At 66.6% G+C, this 20,953-nt stretch carries 19 protein-coding genes; 11 read left to right on the plus strand and 8 right to left on the minus strand.

Annotated elements, in window-relative coordinates; all coding sequences use genetic code 11:
- Positions 1-48: 48 nt before the first annotated feature.
- Positions 49-2,058, minus strand: a complete 2,010-nt coding sequence (gene rep, locus UB43_RS21975; RefSeq protein ID WP_045215368.1) for a DNA helicase Rep — start codon at positions 2,056-2,058, stop codon at positions 49-51.
- Between the two features lie 294 nt (positions 2,059-2,352).
- On the opposite strand from rep, the gene UB43_RS21980 reads away from it, so the two are divergent.
- The gene (locus UB43_RS21980; RefSeq protein WP_045215370.1) at positions 2,353-4,029 is read left to right on the plus strand and encodes a bifunctional diguanylate cyclase/phosphodiesterase; all 1,677 of its coding nucleotides are present in this window, start codon (positions 2,353-2,355) and stop codon (positions 4,027-4,029) included.
- On the opposite strand, the gene UB43_RS21985 is transcribed toward UB43_RS21980, so the two are convergent.
- The gene (locus UB43_RS21985) at positions 4,026-5,420 is read right to left on the minus strand and encodes a NorM family multidrug efflux MATE transporter (protein ID WP_045215373.1); all 1,395 of its coding nucleotides are present in this window, start codon (positions 5,418-5,420) and stop codon (positions 4,026-4,028) included. The genes UB43_RS21980 and UB43_RS21985 overlap by 4 nt on opposite strands.
- 138 nt (positions 5,421-5,558) lie before the next feature.
- Between UB43_RS21985 and UB43_RS21990 the strand changes: the two genes are divergently transcribed.
- From UB43_RS21990 to UB43_RS22005, 4 genes are all read left to right on the plus strand, one after another.
- Positions 5,559-6,479 carry a LysR substrate-binding domain-containing protein gene (locus UB43_RS21990; protein WP_045215375.1) on the plus strand — a complete coding sequence of 307 codons (921 nt, stop codon included), beginning with the start codon at positions 5,559-5,561 and terminating at the stop codon, positions 6,477-6,479.
- Between the two features lie 48 nt (positions 6,480-6,527).
- Positions 6,528-7,436, plus strand: coding sequence for an AraC family transcriptional regulator (locus UB43_RS21995; RefSeq protein ID WP_045215378.1), 909 nt, complete (start codon positions 6,528-6,530; stop codon positions 7,434-7,436).
- Positions 7,437-7,620: 184 nt separating this feature from the next.
- Complete coding sequence (locus UB43_RS22000) at positions 7,621-8,673, plus strand: hypothetical protein (protein ID WP_045215381.1); 1,053 nt, start codon at positions 7,621-7,623, stop codon at positions 8,671-8,673.
- 344 nt (positions 8,674-9,017) lie between these two features.
- Positions 9,018-10,994: a methyl-accepting chemotaxis protein gene (locus tag UB43_RS22005; protein ID WP_045215383.1), complete on the plus strand. Its 1,977-nt coding sequence runs from the start codon at positions 9,018-9,020 to the stop codon at positions 10,992-10,994.
- Positions 10,995-11,006: 12 nt separating this feature from the next.
- Here the strand turns inward: UB43_RS22005 and UB43_RS22010 are convergent, their stop codons facing one another.
- Both UB43_RS22010 and UB43_RS22015 read right to left on the minus strand, forming a co-directional pair.
- Positions 11,007-11,810: a TlpA disulfide reductase family protein gene (locus UB43_RS22010; RefSeq protein WP_045215386.1), complete on the minus strand. Its 804-nt coding sequence runs from the start codon at positions 11,808-11,810 to the stop codon at positions 11,007-11,009.
- An 82-nt stretch (positions 11,811-11,892) separates the two neighbouring features.
- Positions 11,893-13,341: a PLP-dependent aminotransferase family protein gene (locus tag UB43_RS22015; protein WP_045215388.1), complete on the minus strand. Its 1,449-nt coding sequence runs from the start codon at positions 13,339-13,341 to the stop codon at positions 11,893-11,895.
- A 184-nt stretch (positions 13,342-13,525) separates the two neighbouring features.
- Between UB43_RS22015 and UB43_RS22020 the strand changes: the two genes are divergently transcribed.
- Both UB43_RS22020 and UB43_RS22025 read left to right on the plus strand, forming a co-directional pair.
- Positions 13,526-13,756: a DUF1127 domain-containing protein gene (locus tag UB43_RS22020; RefSeq protein ID WP_024762090.1), complete on the plus strand. Its 231-nt coding sequence runs from the start codon at positions 13,526-13,528 to the stop codon at positions 13,754-13,756.
- A gap of 28 nt (positions 13,757-13,784) precedes the next feature.
- Positions 13,785-14,273 (plus strand): RidA family protein, encoded by a 489-nt coding sequence (locus tag UB43_RS22025; RefSeq protein WP_045215394.1) that lies wholly within the window; start codon positions 13,785-13,787, stop codon positions 14,271-14,273.
- Here UB43_RS22025 and UB43_RS22030 read toward each other — a convergent pair.
- Together UB43_RS22030 and UB43_RS22035 are read right to left on the minus strand one after the other, a co-directional pair.
- The gene (locus UB43_RS22030) at positions 14,270-15,760 is read right to left on the minus strand and encodes a YifB family Mg chelatase-like AAA ATPase (RefSeq protein ID WP_045215397.1); all 1,491 of its coding nucleotides are present in this window, start codon (positions 15,758-15,760) and stop codon (positions 14,270-14,272) included. The two genes, UB43_RS22025 and UB43_RS22030, sit on opposite strands and share 4 nt — an antisense overlap.
- Before the next feature lie 39 nt (positions 15,761-15,799).
- Positions 15,800-16,081, minus strand: coding sequence for an accessory factor UbiK family protein (locus UB43_RS22035; protein ID WP_045215400.1), 282 nt, complete (start codon positions 16,079-16,081; stop codon positions 15,800-15,802).
- 403 nt (positions 16,082-16,484) lie between these two features.
- On the opposite strand from UB43_RS22035, the gene glnK reads away from it, so the two are divergent.
- The 4 genes from glnK (at position 16,485) to sutA (ending at position 19,143) form a co-directional block, all read left to right on the plus strand.
- Complete coding sequence (gene glnK, locus UB43_RS22040; RefSeq protein ID WP_003457590.1) at positions 16,485-16,823, plus strand: P-II family nitrogen regulator; 339 nt, start codon at positions 16,485-16,487, stop codon at positions 16,821-16,823.
- Between the two features lie 41 nt (positions 16,824-16,864).
- Positions 16,865-18,199, plus strand: coding sequence for an ammonium transporter (locus UB43_RS22045; RefSeq protein WP_045215404.1), 1,335 nt, complete (start codon positions 16,865-16,867; stop codon positions 18,197-18,199).
- A 107-nt stretch (positions 18,200-18,306) separates the two neighbouring features.
- Complete coding sequence (locus UB43_RS22050) at positions 18,307-18,732, plus strand: secondary thiamine-phosphate synthase enzyme YjbQ (protein ID WP_045215408.1); 426 nt, start codon at positions 18,307-18,309, stop codon at positions 18,730-18,732.
- Positions 18,733-18,810: 78 nt separating this feature from the next.
- Positions 18,811-19,143 carry a transcriptional regulator SutA gene (sutA, locus tag UB43_RS22055; protein WP_045215410.1) on the plus strand — a complete coding sequence of 111 codons (333 nt, stop codon included), beginning with the start codon at positions 18,811-18,813 and terminating at the stop codon, positions 19,141-19,143.
- A 177-nt stretch (positions 19,144-19,320) separates the two neighbouring features.
- Here sutA and UB43_RS22060 read toward each other — a convergent pair whose 3' ends face one another.
- On the minus strand, positions 19,321-20,013 hold the full coding sequence (locus UB43_RS22060; RefSeq protein WP_045215413.1) for an HAD family hydrolase: 693 nt from the start codon (positions 20,011-20,013) through the stop codon (positions 19,321-19,323).
- Positions 20,010-20,915, minus strand: coding sequence for a tyrosine recombinase XerC (xerC, locus tag UB43_RS22065; protein WP_045215415.1), 906 nt, complete (start codon positions 20,913-20,915; stop codon positions 20,010-20,012). Before xerC ends, UB43_RS22060 begins: the two co-directional genes overlap by 4 nt.
- Between the last annotated feature and the right edge of the window lie 38 nt (positions 20,916-20,953).

A 20,953-nucleotide genomic window follows, 5' to 3' on the forward strand; every position in this document is an offset into this window, starting at 1 on the left:
GGAGAGGGCGGGGGAGAGGGTGTTCCGGCACGAGGCTGACCGGGGAACTCAGCGCTTGAGCATCGCCCGGATATCCGCCAGCGCCGAATTGCCCTTGGCCACCTTGACCTCCTGCGGCGCGTCTTCCAGGCCTTCCCAGACCAGGTCTTCGGGCGGCAGTTCGTCGAGGAAACGGCTGGGCGAGCAGTCGATGATCTCGCCGTACTGCTTGCGCTTGGCGGCGAAGGTCATGGCCAGGTTCTTCTTCGCACGGGTGATGCCCACGTAGGCCAGGCGTCGCTCTTCCTCGATGGTGTCGGCCTCGATGCTGGAGCGGTGCGGGAGGATTTCCTCTTCCACGCCGAGAATGAAGACGTAGGGGAATTCCAAACCCTTCGAGGCGTGCAGGGTCATCATCTGCACGCCGTCGGCGCCTTCTTCCTCTTCCTGCTGGCGCTCGAGCATGTCGCGCAGCACCAGCTTGGCGATGGCCTGCTCGATGGTCATGTCGCCTTCTTCGTCGCGCTCCAGGGTGTTCTTCAGCGCTTCGATGAGGAACCAGACGTTGCCCATGCGGAAGTCGGCGATCTTGTCGCTGGACGCGTTCTGCCGCAGCCAGTTCTCGTAGTCGATGTCCATCACCATGCTGCGCAGCGCGCCGATCGGGTCGCTGCCGGCGCATTGCTCGCGGACCTTGTCGATGAAGCGCTTGAAGCGCTGCAGGCGCTCGATGTAGCGGGCGTCCAGGTGCTCGGACAGGCCCAGCTCGCCGGAAGCGTTGAACATCGAGCAGCCGCGCTCGGTGGCGTAGTTGCCGAGCTTCTCCAGGGTGGTGGAGCCGATCTCGCGGCGCGGCACGTTGATCACCCGGAGGAAGGCGTTGTCATCGTCCGGGTTGACCAGCAGGCGGAAGTAGGACATCAGGTCCTTCACTTCCTGGCGTCCGAAGAAGCTGGTGCCGCCTGACAGGTGATAGGGAATCTGGTGGTGCTGAAGTTTCAGCTCGATCAGCTTCGCCTGATAGTTGCCCCGGTAAAGGATGGCGAATTCACTGTAGGGCCGCTGCGTCTTCAGGTGGATGGTGAGGATTTCCATGGCCACCCGCTCGGCCTCGGACTCCTCGTTGCGGCAACGGATCACCCGGATCGGGTCGCCTTCGCCCATCTCGCTCCACAGTTGCTTCTCGAACACGTGGGGGTTGTTGGCGATGAGGATGTTGGCGCATTTGAGGATGCGGCTGGTGGAGCGGTAGTTCTGCTCCAGCATCACCACCTTCAGCGAGGGGAAGTCTTCCTTGAGCTGCATCAGGTTTTCCGGGCGCGCGCCGCGCCAGGCGTAGATCGACTGGTCGTCGTCGCCCACCACGGTGAAGTGCGCGCGCTGCTGCACCAGCATCTTCACCAGCAGGTACTGGCTGGCGTTGGTGTCCTGGTACTCGTCCACCAGCATGTAGCGCACGCGGTTGCGCCACTTGTCGAGGATCTCCGGGTGCTCCTGGAACAGCTTCACCGGCTGCAGGATGAGGTCGTCGAAGTCCACCGCGTTGTACGCCTTGAGCGTGCGCTGGTAGTGCAGGTAGACCATCGCGGCGGTCTGTTCCTTGGGATTGCGCGCCTTTTCCAGCGCTTCTTCCGGAAGGATCAGGTCGTTCTTCCAGCTGCCGATCAAGCCCTTGATCTCGTCCAGACCGTCATCGCCGGAATATTCCTTCTGCATGATGTCGGTCATCAGCGCCTTCACATCGCTCTCGTCGAAGATCGAGAAGCCGGGCTTGTAGCCCAGCGCCGCGTGTTCCTTGCGGATGATGTTCAGGCCCAGGTTGTGGAAGGTCGAGACGGTCAGGCCCTTGCCTTCGCCGGGACGCAGCAGGGTGCTGACACGCTCCTTCATCTCGCGGGCGGCCTTGTTGGTGAAGGTCACGGCGACGATGTACTGGGCACGGATGCCGCATTGCTGCACCAGGTAGGCGATCTTGCGGGTGATCACGCTGGTCTTGCCGGAGCCGGCGCCGGCCAGCACCAGGAGCGGGCCGCCGACGTAGTTCACGGCCTCTTGCTGCCGGGGATTGAGTCGGGACATGAGGAAGGCGGGGTCTGTAGTGAAGCGGGCGCGTATTCTAGCAGGCCGTGCCGGGCGTCGGGGTGCCGCTCGGAATAGCGGCGATCTGTGACACGATCGTACTTATGTGTTTTGGATAAATCTGTACATGTATTAGGCTTGTGACAGCATTACTTGAAGAAAACTCTTAAGAGTTTCTCTGAAGTTTCGTCTACATCCGTGGGATGTCCGGATGGCGTCGCTTCAAAACCGGGAGAAGTGGGCGCAGGGATGGCGTCTGGAGTTTCTCCCCTTGCAAAGATACATGGGGGTCGCTTGGCAGCGTCGGTCGAACCAACGCGCCTGCTCCTGCTGGCGGAAGCGCCGCAGTGGGCCCAGCTACTGCGCGGGCATCTGGCCGCGTTGGGGCCTGGCTATTCGCTGATCACGGCCCCGTCCTGGCAAGCCGCCAGCGCCCTGTTCGACGAGGACCAGGTCGGCCTGGTGCTCGCCACGCCCGCCAAGTTGCCGTCCGCCCACCAGTGCCACCTGCCGCTGATCCTGCTGCTGGAGCGCGAGCCCGCGGAAGAGCCCGTCGGCGTCGCCGACTACCTGGTGGCCGAATCCCTCAGTGTCGAAGTCCTGCGCCGTACCCTGCGCTACGTGCGTGAGCGCACTTCGTTGCAGAACACCCTGCAGAGCCTGGCCGAACAGGACCCGCTGACCGGCATCGCCAACCGCCAGGGCTTCCAGACCCTGCTCGCCGCCCGTCTGAGCGAGAGCGAGGGGCGCGGCCTGGCGCTGGGCCACCTGGACCTGGACAACTTCCGCCACGTCAACGACGCCCTCGGCCACCAGGCCGGCGATCGCCTGATCCTGCAGGTGGTGGCGCGGCTGAAGGCGCACCTGGACAACGGCGACCACATCGCCCGCCTGGGCAGCGACGAATTCGCCCTGCTGCTGGACACCCGTCGCGACCCGGCACGGGTGGAGAAGATCGCCGAACTGATAGTCGAGTCCCTGGGTGAGCCCTACTGGGTCGAGGGCGAAAGCCTGCTGCTGGGTTGCAGCCTGGGCATGGCCCACGCCCGCGCCGGCGAAGCCGCCGACCCGCTGCTGTGGCACGCGCACATCGCCATGCAGCAGGCCAAGTCGCGCCAGGGCTGCACCTTCCACATCTTCGACGAACGCATCAACCGCGGCGCCCGCAGCCTCGCCGACCTGGAAAGCGAATTGCGCCGGGCGCTGCGCCGCGACGAACTGGAGCTGCACTACCAGCCGCGCCTGGACCTGCACAGCGGGCAGATCGTTGGCCTCGAAGCGCTGGTGCGCTGGCGCCATCCCGAGCGCGGCCTGCTGACGCCGGGCGACTTCGTGCCGCTGGCCGAGGAAAGCGGGCTGATCGTGCCGCTGGGCTACTGGGTCATTTCCCGCGCCCTGCGCGACATGCAGTGGTTGCGCGGGCGTGGCCTTCCGCCGCTGCACATGGCGGTGAACCTGTCGTTCCGCCAGTTCCAGGACAGCCAGCTGCTGCCGACCCTGGAGCGCCTGATCCGCGAGCGCGGCGTCGACGCCCAGTGGCTGGAATTCGAACTCACCGAAACCGCCGTGATGCGTCGCAGCGACCAGGTCCAGCAGACCATGCAGGCCCTCGGCCGACTGGGTGTGCGCTTCTCGCTGGACGATTTCGGCACCGGCTTCTCCTCCTTCGTGCACCTGAGCAGCCTGCCCATCACCCTGCTGAAGATCGACAAGAGCTTCGTCGGCGACATGCACGAGCGTCCGGAGAACCTGCAACTGGTGAAGGCCATGATCAACCTGGCACACAACCTGAACCTGGAAGTGGTCGCCGAGGGCGTCGAAACCGTCGCCCAGCAGGACGAGCTGCGCCAGTTCGGTTGCGACCAGGTGCAGGGCTACTGGATCAGCCGCCCGCTGCCGCTCGCGGATCTGGCGCGGTTCCTGGTGTTCGGCGCCAACCGCGCGCTGCGCCTGCAGGACTCGGTCAGCTAGCGGCCAGCCAGCACAGCCAGGGCCGCGCCGGCCGAGCGCGGGCGCAGCAGGCGCGAGGTCTTCGCTTCGAAGGCCAGGGTCAGCCCGATGGCGGCGCAGGCCAGCCCGGACGCCAATCCCCACCACACGCCACTCGGCCCCCAGCCCAGCGGGAAGCTCAGCAGCAGCGCCATCGGCACGCCCACCAGCCAATAGCCCGCCAGCCCGACGAAGAACGTGGTGCGTGCATCCTTCAGGCCACGGATCGCACCCATGGCGATGCACTGGGTGCCGTCGAACAGCTCGAACCATGCGGCGATGGCCAGCAGGCTGACGGCCAGTTGCACCACCTCGCGGTTGGCCGGGTCGTTGTGGTCGATGAACAGGCCGATGACCAGCTCCGGCGCGAGCCAGAACAGTGCGGCGAAGGCGAACATGCAGCTGGCGCCGAAGCCGATGCCCAGCCGCCCGGCGCGGCGCGCCTCGACCAGCCGGCCGGCACCGTAGTGCTGGCCGATGCGGAAGGTCACCGCGTAGGAAAGCCCCATGGGCACCATGAAGGCCACGTACACCGACTGGATGGCGATCTGGTGCGCCGCCAGCGCGGTGCTGCCGATCACCCCCATGCACAGGGTCGCCACGGTGAACATGCCTGACTCCACGGCGTAGGTGCCGCCGATGGAAATGCCCAGCCGCAGCGATTCGCCGATCACCTTGAGGTCCGGCTTGGACAATCCCTTCAGCAGCGGGTAGGGCGCATAGGCCCGGTGCCAGCGCAGGTACAGGGCGAAGATCACCGGCAGCGCATTCATCACCACCGCGGTGACCATGCCGATTCCCGCCAGCCCCAGGCGCGGCAGGCCGAACAGGCCCTCGATGAAGGCGTAGTTGAGGGCGAAGTTGGCCAGCGCGCCGATCAGGCTGATGGCCATGACCGGGCCCGGCCGCTCGATGGCGCTGGTGAAGCCGCGCAGCACCATGAAGGCCATGTAGCCGGGCAGGGCGAAGACGATGCTGTGCAGAAAACTCATGGTGCCGGCGACCGTTTCCGGCGCCTGGCCGAAAGCGATCAGGATCGGCCCGAGGTTCCACAGCAGCAGCCCTGCCAGCAACGCCAGTGCGCCACCGATCCACAGGCCGGCCTGGCTTGCTTCCACGACGCCGCGTGCGTCCTTCGCGCCATGCCGGATCGCCACCAGGTTGCCGGTGGCCGCCACTACGCCGACACAGAAGGTCGACACAAGAGCGTAGGTCGATGCGCCCAGCCCGCCGGCGGCCAGCGCCTCGCGGCCGAGCTTGCCCATCATCACGGTGTCGGTGAACACCATGGCCACATAGGCCAGCTGCGCTGCGATCAGCGGACCGGCGAGGCGAAGGAGGGCGGCAAGTTCGTCACGGTACAGGCGTTTCATGAGTCAGGCTCAGCAAGCGGCAGGCGCCGCATCGTTGGATAGTTCCCCATTCTCCGGCGCCCGTGGATGCGGGCACAAAAGGAAAAATGCGATGCCATCCATGAGTCATACTCATGCTGACGTCCTTCGGAGCCTGCCATGAACCGCCAGTTGCCGCCCCTCTACGCCCTGCGCGCCTTCGAGGCTGCCGCGCGGCACGCGTCCTTCACCCGCGCCGCCGAGGAACTGGCGATCACCCAGAGCGCGGTGAGCCGGCACATCAAGACCCTGGAAGATCACTTTGCCTGCCGCCTGTTCCAGCGCCGCGGCCGCCAGCTGGAGCTGACCGAAACCGCGCGGATGCTGCTGCCCGGCCTGCGCGACGGCTTTGACGCGCTGGAGCGCGCCTGCGCCAGCCTGCGCGCGGACGAGGGCGTGCTGCGGCTGAAGGCGCCGTCGACCCTGACCATGCGCTGGTTGCTGGCGCGGCTGAGCAAGTTCCGCATGCAGAACAGCGATATCGAGGTGCAGCTGACCAGCGCCTGGATGGACGTGGATCGCGTGGATTTCGTGCATGAGCCCTTCGATTGCGCGGTGCTGCTGAGCTCGGGGCACTTCCCGCCGGACTGGGAAGCCGCCTTGCTGTTTCCCGAATGGCTGATTCCCGTCGGTTCGCCCGCGCTGCTGGCGGACGGCTCCTGGGACGCCGAGCGGCTGGCCGGCGCCGAACTGCTGCACCCCACTCCCGACCGTCGCGACTGGCGGCGCTGGTTGCAGCGCATGGGCCTGGGGGAGCAGGTCTCGCTCAAGGGCGGGCAGGTATTCGATACCCTCGAACTGGGCATAGTCGCCGCGACCCGCGGCTACGGTGTCTCCATCGGCGACCTGGTGATGGTCGCCGAGGATGCCAACCAGGGCCGTCTGGCACTGCCCTGGCCCAGCGCTGTGGCCAGTGGCGAGAGTTACTACCTGGTCTGGCCCCGCGCGCGCCGGGACCAGGGGCGCCTGCGGCGGCTGCGCGAATTCCTCCAGGCCGAGATGCAGGCGATGCAGATGCCCGTGGTGGACTACTTCGAATGACGCATCGCTGCGGATAATCTGTCAGCCGCTGCCTTCGCCGGGAATCCCATGAACTCCATCGACCACCTCATCCAGCTCGCCGGCCTGCGCGGCAGTCTCGACCTGCGTTGCCGGTTCCTCGGCGACTGGGCGCTGGACCACGAGCCCTTGCCCGAGGGGACGGCGCAGTACCATGTGGTGCTGTCCGGCAGCTGCCGGGCGGAAATGCCCGACGGACAAACCCTGGATCTCAAGGCCGGCGAGGTCTTGGTGCTTCCCGATGGTGCAGCCCACCTGTTGCGCAGTCCAGGCACGCGGGTGGCCGCGCAGTCGCCGGAGGTCCACGAAGAGGGGCTGTTGCCGGTCCATCGCCTTGGCACGGGCGAAGGCGAACTGGACATGCTTTGCGGCAGCTTCCATTACCAGCGCGGCTCGCTGCTGATCGGCTCCTTGCCGAGCGTCCTGAAGGTGTCCTGCCAGGACAATGGACTGGGCGATGCCGTGGCCGCACTGGTCGGCCTGCTGCGCAGCGAGGCGGACGGCAACCAGGCCGGTGCGCGCTTCCTGGTCGACGCGTTGTCCTCGGCGCTGTTCACCCTGATCCTGCGCGTCTACCTGCAGGACCATGCCCCCAGCAGCGGCACCCTGGCATTGCTCGCCGACCGGCGCCTGAGCCGCGCCTGGCAGGCGATGCTCGACGACCCGGCCCACGAATGGACCATCGAGTCCCTGGCCGAGCGGGCGAACATGTCCCGCGCCTCTTTCACGCGCCTGTTCACCCAGGTGGCGGGGCGGTCGCCCTGGGCGCTGCTGACGACAGTGCGCATGGAACTGGCCTACCGCCTGCTGAGTACCTCGCAGCTGAGCCTCTCCGACATCGCCGCCCAGGTCGGCTACCAGTCCCAGGCGGCCTTCACCAAGAAGTTCAAGGAAACCTACGGCGACGCCCCCGGTCGCCTGCGTCGCGCAGTGAACTAGACCAGCCGTCGCTGCCGGCAAAGCCGCGTGGCGCGCATGGATATGTCCTGCCGCCTTCGCGACGGTTCACGTCGCTGCCGTCGCAGAGCTGAAACAGCGCTTTGCTAGGGTCATTGCTGGACTAGTCCAGTGAAGGCCCGCCGTGGGCCTTCCCCATACCCACAAGACCACTCGGGGGAATTCCATGAAGCCCATGCGTACCTTGCTCGCCGGCCTGATCCTGGCCGGCCTCGCCAGCACCGCTTTCGCCGCCACCGAACTGAAGCACTGGCCGGCTCCCGCCGCCAAGCAACTCGACGCCCTGATCGCCGCCAACGCCAACAAGGGCGCCTTCGCGGTCTTCGACATGGACAACACCAGCTATCGCTACGACCTCGAGGAATCGCTGCTGCCCTTCCTCGAAATGAAAGGCGTGCTGACCCGCGAGAAGCTCGACCCCTCGCTCAAGCTGATCCCCTTCAAGGACGTCAACGGCCACAAGGAAAGCCTCAACAGCTACTACTACCGCCTTTGCGAGGTCGACGACCTGGTCTGCTACCCCTGGGTCGCCCAGGTGTTCTCCGGCTTCACCCTCAAGGAGCTCAAGGGCTACGTCGACGAGCTGATGGCGTACGGCAAGCCGGTGCCCAGCACCTACTACGAAGGCGACGTGGTCAAGACCATCGAGATCAACCCGCCCAAGGTCTTCACCGGCCAGACCGAGCTGTACAACAAGCTGATGGAGAACGGCATCGAGGTCTACGTGATGACCGCCGCCCATGAGGAACTGGTGCGCATGGTGGCCAGCGATCCCAAGTACGGCTACAACGTGAAGCCCGAGAATGTCATCGGCGTCACCACCCTGCTCAAGGATCGCCAGAGCGGTGCGCTGACCACCGCGCGCAAGCAGATCAGCGAGGGCAAGTACGATCCCAAGGCCAACCTGGACCTGGAGATCACCCCCTACCTGTGGACCCCGGCGACCTGGATGGCCGGCAAGCAGGCGGCGATCCTCACCTACATCGACCAGTGGAAGAAGCCCATCCTGGTCGGCGGCGACACCCCCAGCAGCGATGGCTACATGCTGTTCAACGGCACCGCCGAGAACGGCGTGCACCTGTGGATCAACCGCAAGGCCAAGTACATGGACCAGCTCAACGGCATGATCAAGAAGAATGCCGAAGCCCAGGCCAAGCTTGGCCAGCCGGTCACCGCCGACAAGAACTGGGTGATCGTCACCCCGGAAGAGATCCAGTAAGCGCGTAGTGCCTGGGTAGGAGCGGATTCCGTCCGCGATAGGTTCGCATCGCGCCGGACTTGATCGCGGACAGCGTCCGCTCCTGCGCCAATCCCGCCACTGATGTTCCCCTGCAGGAGCGCGCCTTGCCCGCGTTCGCGCGCATGGCGCGCTCCCACAGAGAAGCCCCCTCGCTTCGCCTGAACCCCCGTCCCACGCCTATTCCGGGTGAATGACTCAAGTATTTCCGCGGGCCGCCGATAGCCTGTGCAGACCGGCGTACAACGTCGGCATTCCCCTCGAACCGAAGCGGGCCGCTCCCACACCACGGGCGACGGCCTGCCGTTGCGTGCAGAACCCGAAACATGAACCAGCCCCGATCCCGCATCGCCCTGCAGTTGGCGATGGCCCTGGCCGTGCTCCTGATCCTGTTGATCAGCGGCAGCACGCTGTTTGCCTTGCGCTCGCTAGACAGCGCTACCCTGACCACCCGCGAAGAACACCTCGCCAGCGAGGCGCGCCTGTTGGCTGACCAGCTGGAAACCTTCCACGGCACCCTGCGCGAGAGCACCCAGCGCCTTGCCGGGCTGTTCGAGCAACGCTTCGCCGCCGGCCTGAAAGCGCACACTGACGAGCGCGTGCCGGTCGCCGCGCTGCAGGCGCCGGCGCTGTACCTGGGCGACACCCGCCTGAACGGCGACTTCACCCTGGTCGACGAATTCCGCCAGCTCACCGCCGGCGTCGCTACCGTGTTCGTGCGCGACGGCGACGACTTCGTGCGCATCACCACCTCGCTGACGAAGCAGGACGGCAGCCGCGCCATGGGCACCGTGCTGGACCACAACAGCCCGGCCTACCCGCGGCTGATGCGCGGGGAGAGCTATGTCGGCCGCGCGCTGCTGTTCGACCGCTTCTACATGACCCAGTACACACCGGTGCGCGACGGCAGCGGACGGGTGATCGCCGTGCTGTTCGTCGGCTTCGACTACACCGATGCGCAGAAGCGCCAGTTCGACAACCTCGGCCGTTTCCGCCTCGGCCAGGGCGGCTCGCTGGCGTTGCTGGATGAACAACGCCATTGGCTGGTGCCGCCGGCCGGCGCGCGCCACCCCGAGCGCGCCGCCGACAACCTTGCCAAGCTGCTGGACAACCCCGGCCGCGGCCGCTTCTGGAGCGACGACCAGGATGATTTCTACAGCGTGGCGCAGCCTTTCGCCGGCGGTCCCTGGACTGTCGTGGCGAGCATGCCGAAGGACGAAATCCGCGCGGTGACCTGGCGCGTCGGTGGTCAGTTGGCCCTGGGCAGCCTGATCGCCATGCTGCTGGCGGTGATCGCCACCACCTGGCTGCTGCAGCGTCGCCTGCGGCCGCTGGGCGACCTGGTGCGCCAGGCCCATGCCCTGGGCGCCGGCGACCTGGGGGCGCGCCTGTCGGTTGCCAGCCGTGACGAGATCGGCGACCTGGCGCGCAGCTTCAACCAGATGGGCGAGGCGCTCTCCAGCATGGTCTCGCGGGTGCGCGGCGCAGCGGAGGAAGTGGGGCATTGCTCGCGCTCGCTGTCGGGCCTTTCCAGCGGCGCGTATGCCGGCATGGAGCAGCAGTCCGGCGAGATCAACAGCATGGCTGGCGCGGTGGAGGAGTTCAGCGCCACTTCGATGGATATCGCCGACAACATGCGTAGCACCGAGCGCATGGCCAGCGAGAACACCCGCCAGACCCATATCGGCCTGCAGTCCATGGACGACGCCTCTGCCTCGCTGGCGCAGATCGCCGGCGCGCTGCAGCAGACCGTGGAGCGGGTAAGCCGCCTCGGCGCACGCTCCCAGGAGATCGGCAGCATCGTCGGTGTGATCACTTCGATTGCCGAGCAGACCAACCTGCTGGCGCTCAACGCCGCCATCGAAGCCGCCCGTGCCGGCGAGCAGGGGCGCGGTTTCGCCGTGGTTGCCGATGAAGTGCGCAGTCTCGCGGCGCGCACCCAGGCCGCTACCACGGAAATCTCGCAGATGATCGGCGCCATCCAGCAGGACACTGGCAGCGCCACCGAGACCATCGAGCAGGGCAGCCAGCTGATGCAGCACGGGTTGGCATTGAACGAGAAGGTCGCCGCGGCGCTGGCGGAAATCTCCCAGCAGAGCAGCGCGGCCGGCGAGCAGTTCGCCGCCATCACCACCGCGACCCAGGAGCAGAGCCGCACGGCGACCCTGCTCAGCAGCAACCTGCAGGGCATCGCCCAGGCCAACAGCGAACAGCGTCAGGTGGTGGCCGACCTGGCGCAGACCGTGCGCGAGCTGGACAGCCTGGCCGCCGGCCTGCGCGACGAGGTCGGGCGCTTCCGCTGAAGTGCGGGTGGGTCAGTCCTTGAGCTGGCCCAGCCCGTACTCCAGGCTGGCGGCGGATAGCTCGCCCATCTGGCTGTGCTTCAGGCGCCCCTGGGCGTCGTAGAACAGCGTGGTGGGCATGCCGTAGGAGCCGGTGAGCTGGCCGAGGCGGTTGCCGCTGTCGAGCAGCACGGCCCCTTCACTCAGGCCCTGGTCGCGCAGGAAACGCTGCACGGCCTCGGCGTTCTCGCCCTGGTTGACCAGCAGGAAGCGCACATCGCTGCGCTGCTTCTGCGCGGCCTCCAGCACCGGCATTTCGCGACGGCACGGCGGGCACCAGGTGGCCCAGAGGTTCACCACCATGGGCCGGCCATCCAGCGCGCGCAGGTCCACGGCGGCACCGCGCAGGTCCATCACCGTGAGTTCGGGAAGCTGCTGGCTGCGGTCCAGCGCCGAGGTTACGGCCTTGCCGCCGCCCCACAGGCACACGCCGACCACGGCCGCGATGGCCAGCGGACGACGCAGCTCTGTCCTCTTCCAGGCCAGTAGCGCGCCGATCAGCGCGGCGGCGACCACGCCCGGTAGCGCGAGGAACCCGCCATCGCGGATATCCACGATGCTCAGCGGCGTCGCCGCGTACTGCTCGGCATAGCGCGCAACGAACGCCAGCCGGGCTGCCAGCAGCCCGCCGAGGAACATGGCGAACAGCGCACCTTCGGGATTGGCGCCGCGCTTGCGCCCGGCCAGCCAGCCGGCCAGCAGCGCACCGAAGAAGCCGAGGTAGAGCAGGACGTGGGGCAGGGGAATGGCCAGTGGGCCGAGGGTCAGACTGGTCAAGGCAGGAGCCCGGCAAAAGGAAACCAAGGTACAGCAGGGAGCGGCCACGGGGCAGCGCCGGGCTGTGGATAAATGTTTCGCCTCAGGCCGGCAGCGGCTCGGCCTGCTGCTCGCGCAGCTCGGCAGTCAGCCGCCTGGCGCAGGCGCCGACCTTGCGTACGGCGTCCTCGATCAGCGGCAGGTCGCGGTTGGAGTAGTTCATGCGGATGCAGTTGCGGTACTTGCCCGAGGCGGAAAAGATGTTGCCGGCCGCCACCTGCACGTTGTCGCGGCGCAGCTCCTGGTTCAGCCGCACGCTGTCGAACTGCGGGTCGAACTCGACCCAGAGCATGAAGCCGCCGCGCGGCCGGGTGACCCGCGCACCTTCGGGGAAGTAGCGGCCGACCCATTCGGTCATCAGGTCGCGGTGGCGCTGGTACTGCGCGCGCATGCGGCGGATGTGCGGCTCGTAGTGGCCGCCGCTGATGAACTCGGCCAGCGCCATCTGTGGTTGCGGCGCGCAGGTGCCGCTGGCGATGTACTTGAAGTGGAGGATGCGGTCCAGGTAGCGCCCCGGCACCACCCAGCCGGTTCGCAGGCCGGGCGCCACGGTCTTGGAGAAGGAACTGGCCAGCAGCACGCGGTCGTCGCTGTCGAAGGACTTGATGCTGCGCGGGCGCGGGAAGGCGTAGGCCAGTTCGCCGTAGACGTCGTCTTCGAGGATCGGCACGTCATAGCGTGCCGCCAGGGTCAGCAGGGCGCGCTTGCGGGCGTCGGGCATGATGTAGCCCAGCGGGTTGTTGCAGTTGGGTGTGAGCAGGATCAGCTTTACCGGCCACTGCTCCATCGCCAGTTCCAGCGCTTCCAGGCTGATGCCGTTGCTGGGGTCGGTGGGAATTTCCAGCGCCTTCAGGCCATACGCCTTGAGCGCCTGCATGGCGCCGTGGAAGCTCGGCGAGTCGATGGCGATGATGTCCCCCGGCTCGCAGATGGCGCGCAGGGTGATGGCCAGCGCCTCCTGGCAGCCGGTGGTGATGACGATCTCGCTGGGTGGCACCTGGCAGCCGGAATCGAGCATCAGCCGGGCGATCTGCTCGCGCAGCGGCAGCGAGCCCTGGATGCCCTCGTAGCCGAGGCTTTGCAGATCGGTCCGGCGCGCGGCATGCACCATCGCCCGTTGTAGCGGCTTGAGCGACGGGCTGGCGATATCCGGCGTGCCGCGCCCGAGCTGGACGAAGTCGCCGCCCGGCGCGCGGCGCACCTGTTCCAGTACCTGGTCCCACTGCGAAACGTCCACTGGTCGTTGCGCCGGGCGAGTCATCGCCGGCATCGGCGGCAGCTCGCGACGTTCCGGCACGAAGTAGCCGGACTTGGGGCGCGGCTCCACCAGGCCGTCATCCTCCAGCACGCGGTAGGCCTGCTGCACGGTGCTGATGCTGACGCCGTGCTCCTCGCTCAGCGCGCGCACCGAGGGCAGGCGGTCGCCGGGGCGATACAGGCCTTGCTCGATACGTTCGCCGAGTGTGGCGGCCAGTTGCGCGTAGCGTTTCATGACAGATCTCCCGTGCCGGGTCGATTCGGCTCGATGTAGTACAGATCGGGAAAAAATACGCCATTCAGACCGATTTCGCCCAGGTCTGTATGGAAAAAACTCTGCCTTGTTGAATCTGTAATGATTTTCCCCGATTCGCCACGCTAGTCCCACGTCCGAAGAACCCGACTGGAGGAGCGACGACATGAGCGGCCTGAGCGATGTGCGGCTGACCCTTTATCAACAGGAACTGCTGGAAATCCCGGGCACCCGCGTGGCGCCGCGTGAGCACGGTGAAAGCCGCTGGCAGCAGTTCTGGCGCCGCGTGCGCACCCGCAAGCAGCTCCTGGAACTCTCCGACGAGCAACTGCGCGACATCGGCATCAGCCGCGAGCAGGCGAAGCTGGAAGCGATGCGGCCGTTCTGGCGCTGCTGATCACCTACAGACCAATCAGGGAGCACTTATGAGCGAGACGCGCGCTGCTGCGTTTGAACGGATCGCCGCCGAACTCGGCTACGACTTCAGCGGTGAAATGAAGATCGGTGGCAACTACGTGCCGTTCCTCATCGAGGGTAACCAGGTGCACCTGAGTGGGCAGATTCCGCGGGTTGGCGATGAAATCGTCGTCACCGGTCGGGCGGGTAGTGCGGTGTCGCTGGCCGATGCGCAACTGGCCGCCAAGGTCTGCGTGATGCGGGCGCTGGCGCTGCTGCGGCAGGCGCTGGGTGACCTCGACCGTGTGCGCAAGGTGCTGCAACTCAATGTGTTCGTGCAGTCGGCGGAGCACTTCACGCAGCACAGCGAGGTAGCCGACGGCGCTTCAGCCGTGCTGTACGAAGTGCTGGGCGCGGCCGGCGTGCACACGCGCACTTCGGTCGGTGTCTATCAGTTGCCGAAGAATGCGACGGTCGAGCTGAATCTTCTCGCCATCACCGAGGACCCGCCGCGTTAATGCCCTGCGCGGTATTGCAGCGCTTCGGCCAGGTGCGGGCGCGCAATGCGGTCTTCCTGCTGCAGGTCGGCAAGGGTGCGGGCGACCTTGAGAATCCGGTGCAGGGCGCGCAGTGACAGGTTCAGGCGTTCACCGGCCTTTTCCAGCCAGGCCTGGTCTTCCGGGTTCAATGCACAATATTGGTGCATTTTCTTCAAGGTCAGAAAGGCGTTCGCGCAGCCCTGGCGGGCGAGCTGGCGCTGGCGGGCGGCGGCGACCTGAGTGGCCAGTTCCGCGCTGCTGGTGCTCGGGCCGCTGGGCGCGAGGCTGGTGCTTTCCCGGCTGACGGTGAGGTGCAGGTCGATGCGGTCCAGCAGCGGCCCGGAGAGCTTGGCGCGGTAGCGCTGGATCTGCTCCGGCGAACAGCGGCAGCGGCCGCTGGGGTCGCCGAGATAGCCACAGGGGCAGGGGTTCATCGCTGCCACCAGCTGGAAGCGCGCCGGGAAGCGCACACGGCCGTTGGCGCGGGCGATGACAATTTCGCCGCCTTCCAATGGTTCACGCAGCACTTCCAGGACTTTGCGATCGAACTCCGGCAGCTCGTCGAGGAACAGCACGCCTTCGTGCGCCAGGGTGATCTCGCCCGGCTGCGGGCGGCTGCCACCTCCGACCAGCGCCGGCGCGGAAGCGGTGTGGTGCGGTTGCCTGAAGGGGCGCTGCGGCCAGTGAGTCAGCGGTCCGCGCCCGGCGACGGAATGAATCGCCGCGACCTGCAGCGCCTCGTCTTCGTCCAGCGGCGGCATCAGGCCGGGCAGGCGGCTGGCGAGCAGGGTCTTGCCGGTGCCGGGCGGACCGCTGAACAGCAGGTTGTGCGCCCCGGCAGCGGCAACCAGGAGCGCGCGCTTGGCGGCGGCCTGGCCCTGGACTTCCGACAGGTCCGGGTAGGGCGGTGTCACCCGCATCAGACCGTTTGCCTCATAAGGACGCAGGCGCTCCTGGCCGCTGAAATGCGCGGCCAGCTCCAGCAGGTGGCCGACGGCGTAAACGGTCAGGCCGCTGGCGAGGCTGGCTTCTTCGGCGTTCTCCTTCGGCACCACCAGGGCGCGGCCGGCGGCGCGGGCAGCCAGGGCGGCGGGCAGCACACCGGGGACCGGGCGCACAGTGCCGGACAGCGCCAGTTCGCCCAGGCATTCCAGTCCATCCAGCCCGGCAGCGTCGGCCAACTGGCCGCTGGCGGCGAGGATGCCCAGGGCGATGGCCAGGTCGAAGCGCCCGCCATCCTTCGGCAGGTCGGCCGGGGCAAGGTTCAGGGTGATGCGGCGGGCGGGAAAATCGAAGCCGGCATTGAGCAGGGCGCTGCGGACGCGGTCCTTGCTCTCCTTCACGGCGCCTTCGGGCAGGCCGACCAGGGTCAGTGACGGCAGGCCGTTGGCGAGGTGCGCCTCGACGAGAACGCCGGGCGCTTCCACGCCGACCTGGGCGCGGCTATGGACGATGGCGAGGGACATGGATCACTCCTGGATCGCATGCCGCCCGCCAGGCGGGGATCAGGTTTCGGAGGCGGGGGCGGCGGTATCGGCTGGGGAGAGGCGGGCTTCCATCTCCGCGACCTTGGCTTCCAGCGCCTCGAGGCGGGCGCGGGTGCGCGCGAGGACGACCATCTGGCTGTCGAATTCGTCGCGGCTGACCAGGTCGAGCTTGCTGAAGGCGCTCTGCATCAGAACCTTGAACTGGGCTTCCAGCTCGGCCTTCGGCAGGGGCGATTCGCCACCGAACAGGCGTCCGGCTTGTTGGCTGATGGCATCGAGGAAGGCTTTGGGCGGCAGCATGGTTCATGGGTTCCGGATTGAATCAGAGCGCAGTCTATCACGCAGCCGCCGCTGGCTGCGGCGCGCGGGGTTGCACGCTTTTTGAGCAGTGTGCCCGCTCGCCGTGCGCGCTTTCGGTGCGCCCGGGCGGCGCTGGCGAATCGCCAGAAACCTCGCTTTTACGCCAAGTGCCTGATGGCACGGGCATTTCCACGAACTGGCAAGCTTCATGCTTTGGGGCATACATGGCGTGCACCGATGCAGTTCCGGTGCGGCAGGCGAGGCAGGGGATCGCTTCGATCAACGCAGTCGGAGTGCTGAGGTAGGGCGGCCGGCGCATTACAAAAGCCAGACACTGCGCTTAGACTTGTCTCCGGGTTCGTTCTTCCTGGGGCGGGTCCACCAAAACACGGGAGAGAGTTACATGAAGCTAGTCACAGCCATCATCAAGCCGTTCAAGCTGGACGACGTTCGTGAGTCGCTGTCCGAGATCGGCGTGCAGGGCATCACTGTGACCGAAGTCAAAGGCTTCGGCCGGCAGAAGGGCCACACCGAGCTGTACCGTGGCGCGGAATACGTTGTCGATTTCCTGCCGAAGGTGAAGATCGACGTCGCCATCGCCGATGACCAGCTGGATCGTGTTATCGAAGCCATCACCAAGGCCGCCAACACCGGGAAGATCGGTGACGGCAAGATCTTTGTCGTAAATCTGGAACAGGCCATTCGTATCCGTACCGGCGAAACCGGCACCGACGCGATCTAAGCCAAGCCCACACCGAACCCCACGCCCCAGGAGAAACAACAATGACTCTGCGCAAATACGCAGGGCTAGGCGCCCTATTGCCCCTCGCAATGCCCGGTCTGGCCTTGGCCGACGAGGCTGCGGCCCCCGTCCTGAACAGCGGTGACACCGCCTGGATGCTGATTTCCAGCGCCCTGGTGCTGCTGATGACCATCCCCGGCCTGGCCCTGTTCTACGGCGGCATGGTGCGCGCCAAGAACGTCCTGTCGATCATGATGCAGTGCTTTGCGATCACCGCGCTGATCAGCATCCTCTGGGTCGTCTACGGCTACAGCCTGGCCTTCGATACCGTCGGTATGGAGAAGGGCGTGGTCAACTTCGCTTCCTTCGTCGGCGGCCTGGACAAGGCCTTCCTCAGCGGCCTGACCAGCACCGGCCTGACTTCCGCCGCGGCGCTGTTCCCGGAAAGCATCTTCGTGATGTTCCAGATGACCTTCGCGATCATCACCCCGGCCCTGATCGTCGGCGCCTTCGCCGAGCGCATGAAGTTCTCGGCCATGCTGATCTTCACCGCGCTGTGGTTCACCCTGGTCTACGCACCGATCGCCCACATGGTCTGGAGCGGCGACGGCGGCCTGCTGTGGGACTGGGGCGTGCTGGACTTCGCCGGCGGCACCGTAGTGCACATCAACGCCGGTATCGCAGGCCTGGTGGCGTGCATCGTGCTGGGCAAGCGCAAGGGCTACCCGACCGCTGCCATGGCGCCGCACAACCTGGGCTACACCCTGATCGGCGCTGCGCTGCTGTGGGTGGGCTGGTTCGGCTTCAACGCCGGTTCCGCCGCTGCTGCCAACGGCACTGCTGGCATGGCCATGCTGGTCACCCAGATCGCCACCGCCGCCGCTGCCCTGGGCTGGATGTTCGCCGAGTGGATCACCCACGGTAAGCCGAGCGCCCTGGGTATCGCCTCGGGTGTGGTTGCCGGCCTGGTGGCCGTCACCCCGGCCGCCGGTACCTGCGGCCCGATGGGCGCCATCGTGATCGGCCTGGCTGCCGGCGTGATCTGCTTCTTCGCCGCCACCAGCCTCAAGCGTGCCGTTGGCTACGACGACTCCCTGGACGCCTTCGGCGTGCACGCGGTCGGCGGTATCGTCGGCGCCCTGCTCACCGGCGTGTTCGCAGCACCGGCCCTGGGCGGCTTCGGCACCGTGACCGACATCGGCGCGCAGCTGTTCACCCAGTTCAAGGGCGTGGCCTTCACCATCGTCTACACCGGTATCGTCAGCTTCGTGATCCTCAAGGTCCTGGACCTGGTCATGGGCCTGCGCGTCACCGAGGAAGAGGAAACCGTGGGTCTGGACCTCTCCCTGCACAACGAACGCGGTTACAACCTGTAAGGGTTCGCGCAAGTTCGACGAAGGGCGCCCTCGGGCGCCCTTTGCTTTTTCGATCAGCACGCTAGAATGCGCGCGCATCACCGTTAGCGACGGAAGGATTGCCCGCCATGTGGCAGCAGAAGAGCATCACCCTGCGCCCTCGCCCGCGAGGTTTCCACCTGGTCACCGACGAGATCCTGGCCGCGTTGCCGGAACTGTCGAAGTGCCGGGTAGGCCTGCTGCACCTGCTGCTGCAGCACACCTCCGCCTCGCTGACGGTCAACGAAAATGCCGACCCCTCGGTGCGCCGCGATTTCGAGCGATTCTTCAATCGCCTGGTGCCCCAGGGTGAGCGCGGCTATGAACATGACTACGAAGGTCCGGACGACCTTCCGGCGCATTTCAAGTCGAGCCTGCTGGGCTGTCAGCTGACGCTGCCGATACAGGGGGGAGGCTTGGCAATGGGCACCTGGCAGGGTATCTATCTGGGCGAGCACCGTGACCACGGCGGCCCGCGCAGCATAGTGGCGACCTGGCAGGGCGAGCTTGTATGAATTTTTTCCGGCGGCGTTCGTCAAAGCGCGCAGCTGGGCTATAACTAACGTGCTTTGCAGCACCACAGAGGTTGAACGATGAGCGACGAAGAACTGGAACAGGACGAGCTGGACGGCGCTGACGAGGACGATGGCGAGGAGCTCGCCGCAGCGGATGACAGCGACGCCGAAGCAGACAGCGGCGATGGGGATGAAGCCCCTTCTCCCAAGGGCGGTGGCAAGAAAGCCAAGGCCGCTGCGGAAGAAGAGGAACTGCCCTCGGTCGAAGCCAAGCAGAAGGATCGTGATGCACTGGCCCGTGCGATGGAGGAGTTCCTCACTCGCGGCGGCAAGGTGCAGGAGATCGAGCCGAACGTCGTGGCCGACCCGCCCAAGAAGCCGGATAGCAAATACGGCAGCCGCCCTATCTGATATCTGACGCAATACGAAAAGCCCCGTCGCTCCGTCTGGAGCGGCGGGGCTTTTTCATGTCCGTTTGTTGCATTGTTCAGTTATGTAGGAGCGAGCTTGCTCGCGAACCGCCCCGAGTCTCAGCGCCGCCCGGAGCGCCGTTCGCGAGCAAGCTCGCTCCTACGAAAAGCCCATGCGTCAGAGCTTTTCCAGGATATCCGGCAGCTCGGACAGGTTGTGGATGATCGCGCTGGGCGCTTCTTCGCCGTCCCACTGCTTGCGTGCGGGGTTGAACCAGATCGCTTTCATGCCCGCACGGCGCGCCCCCGCGATGTCATCGCTGGGGTGGTCACCGATGTGCACGGCGTTTCCCGCCGCCACACCGCCGCGCTTGAGCGCTTCCTGGAACGGATGCGGGTCGGGCTTGCCGACGCCCAGTTCTTCCGCGCACAGGGCGAACTGGAAGTAGTCCGCCAGGCCCAGCCGGCGCACGTCGGCGTTGCCGTTGGTGAGCACGCCGAGGATGAAGCGGTTGGCCAGTTGCTCCAGGGTCGGGTGCACCTCGGGGAACAACGCCACCTGGTGCCGCGCGTGCAGGAAGGTCTGGAAGCCGGCTTCGGCCAGCTCCGTCGCCTCGGCCTGTGGATAACCCGCGTCGAGCAGCGCTTGGAACAGGATGCGCCGGCGCAGCTCGCTCAAGCGGTGCTTGAGCATCGGGTCCTGCTCCATCAGCCGCGAGCGGATCGCCCACAGGTGCTCGATGGGCACCGGCCCCAGCTGTGCAGCGTTCACCGCCAGCCAGTCACGCAGGGTGGCTTCGGCGCTGTTCATCACCGGGGCAACGTCCCACAGCGTGTCATCGAGGTCGAAGGTGACCAGACGGATACTCATTCTTCTGCTCCGGGTTTGCGGCGTGCCCGAGGGTGCGCCTGGTCATAGACCGTGGCGAGGTGCTGGAAGTCCAGGTGGGTGTAGATCTGCGTGGTGGCGATGTCGGCGTGGCCGAGCAGCTCCTGCACCGCGCGCAGGTCCTGGGAAGACTCCAGCATATGGCTGGCGAAGGAGTGTCGCAGCATGTGGGGGTGCAGGTGCTGGCCGAGCTCGCGCACGCCGGCCTCGCGCACGCGCAGCTGGATGGCGCGCGGCGTCAGGCGCTTGCCGCTGCGGCCGATAAACACGGCGTTGTCCTGCGGCGAGGCGAGGGCGCGCAGCGGCAGCCAGTTTTCGATGGCCTGCCGCGCGGCGCGGCCGACCGGCAGTTCGCGGACCTTGTTGCCCTTGCCGTGGACGCGCACCAGGCCGTCCTTGAGGTCCAGCCATTCCAGGTCGAGGCCGACCAGTTCGGAGAGGCGCAGGCCCGACGAATAGAACAGCTCCAGCAACGCCTGGTCGCGGCGGGCGATGAAGTCGTCCTCGACGCCGCCGTCCAGCAATTGCGCGGTGCGGTCGGTGTCCAGCGTGCGCGGCAGCTTGCGCGCGCCCTTGGGCGCGGCGAGGCCGTCGGCGGGATCGTGCCGGCAGCGGCCTTCGCGGATCAGGTACTGGTACAACCCTCGGGTGGCCGACAGCAGACGCGCCAGGCTGCGGCTGGCGAGGCCCTGCTGGTGCAGGCGAGCGACGAACAGGCGCAGGTCGCGCACCTGCAGCGCCGACCACTCGTTGATCGAGGATTTCTCGCACAGTGCGGCGAGGCGCGCCAGGTCGCGGCGGTAGCCGTCGAGCGTGTGCACGGATACCTGGCGCTCGCTGCGCAGGTGTTCCAGATAGGATTCCAGATCGGCTTCGAGCGACACGCGGAAAGCTCCCAGTGATACAGCCAGGCTGGCAGCTT

This window comes from Pseudomonas sp. 21, assembly GCF_000955805.1.
Taxonomy (GTDB): Bacteria; Pseudomonadota; Gammaproteobacteria; order Pseudomonadales; family Pseudomonadaceae; genus Pseudomonas.

Bases quoted from the DNA above. Each gene is read 5' to 3' on its own strand.
- UB43_RS21985 (WP_045215373.1), bottom strand. From the start codon at position 5,420: ATGAAACGCCTGTACCGTGACGAACTTGCCGCCCTCCTTCGCCTCGCC.
- UB43_RS22025 (WP_045215394.1), top strand. From the start codon at position 13,785: ATGAGCGAGACGCGCGCTGCTGCGTTTGAACGGATCGCCGCCGAACTC.
- UB43_RS22015 (WP_045215388.1), bottom strand. From the start codon at position 13,341: ATGAAACGCTACGCGCAACTGGCCGCCACACTCGGCGAACGTATCGAG.
- UB43_RS22060 (WP_045215413.1), bottom strand. From the start codon at position 20,013: ATGAGTATCCGTCTGGTCACCTTCGACCTCGATGACACGCTGTGGGAC.
- UB43_RS22035 (WP_045215400.1), bottom strand. From the start codon at position 16,081: ATGCTGCCGCCCAAAGCCTTCCTCGATGCCATCAGCCAACAAGCCGGA.
- UB43_RS22050 (WP_045215408.1), top strand. From the start codon at position 18,307: ATGTGGCAGCAGAAGAGCATCACCCTGCGCCCTCGCCCGCGAGGTTTC.
- rep (WP_045215368.1), bottom strand. From the start codon at position 2,058: ATGTCCCGACTCAATCCCCGGCAGCAAGAGGCCGTGAACTACGTCGGC.
- UB43_RS22005 (WP_045215383.1), top strand. From the start codon at position 9,018: ATGAACCAGCCCCGATCCCGCATCGCCCTGCAGTTGGCGATGGCCCTG.
- UB43_RS22000 (WP_045215381.1), top strand. From the start codon at position 7,621: ATGAAGCCCATGCGTACCTTGCTCGCCGGCCTGATCCTGGCCGGCCTC.
- UB43_RS22020 (WP_024762090.1), top strand. From the start codon at position 13,526: ATGAGCGGCCTGAGCGATGTGCGGCTGACCCTTTATCAACAGGAACTG.
- UB43_RS22045 (WP_045215404.1), top strand. From the start codon at position 16,865: ATGACTCTGCGCAAATACGCAGGGCTAGGCGCCCTATTGCCCCTCGCA.
- UB43_RS22030 (WP_045215397.1), bottom strand. From the start codon at position 15,760: ATGTCCCTCGCCATCGTCCATAGCCGCGCCCAGGTCGGCGTGGAAGCG.
- UB43_RS21990 (WP_045215375.1), top strand. From the start codon at position 5,559: ATGAACCGCCAGTTGCCGCCCCTCTACGCCCTGCGCGCCTTCGAGGCT.
- glnK (WP_003457590.1), top strand. From the start codon at position 16,485: ATGAAGCTAGTCACAGCCATCATCAAGCCGTTCAAGCTGGACGACGTT.
- UB43_RS21995 (WP_045215378.1), top strand. From the start codon at position 6,528: ATGAACTCCATCGACCACCTCATCCAGCTCGCCGGCCTGCGCGGCAGT.
- sutA (WP_045215410.1), top strand. From the start codon at position 18,811: ATGAGCGACGAAGAACTGGAACAGGACGAGCTGGACGGCGCTGACGAG.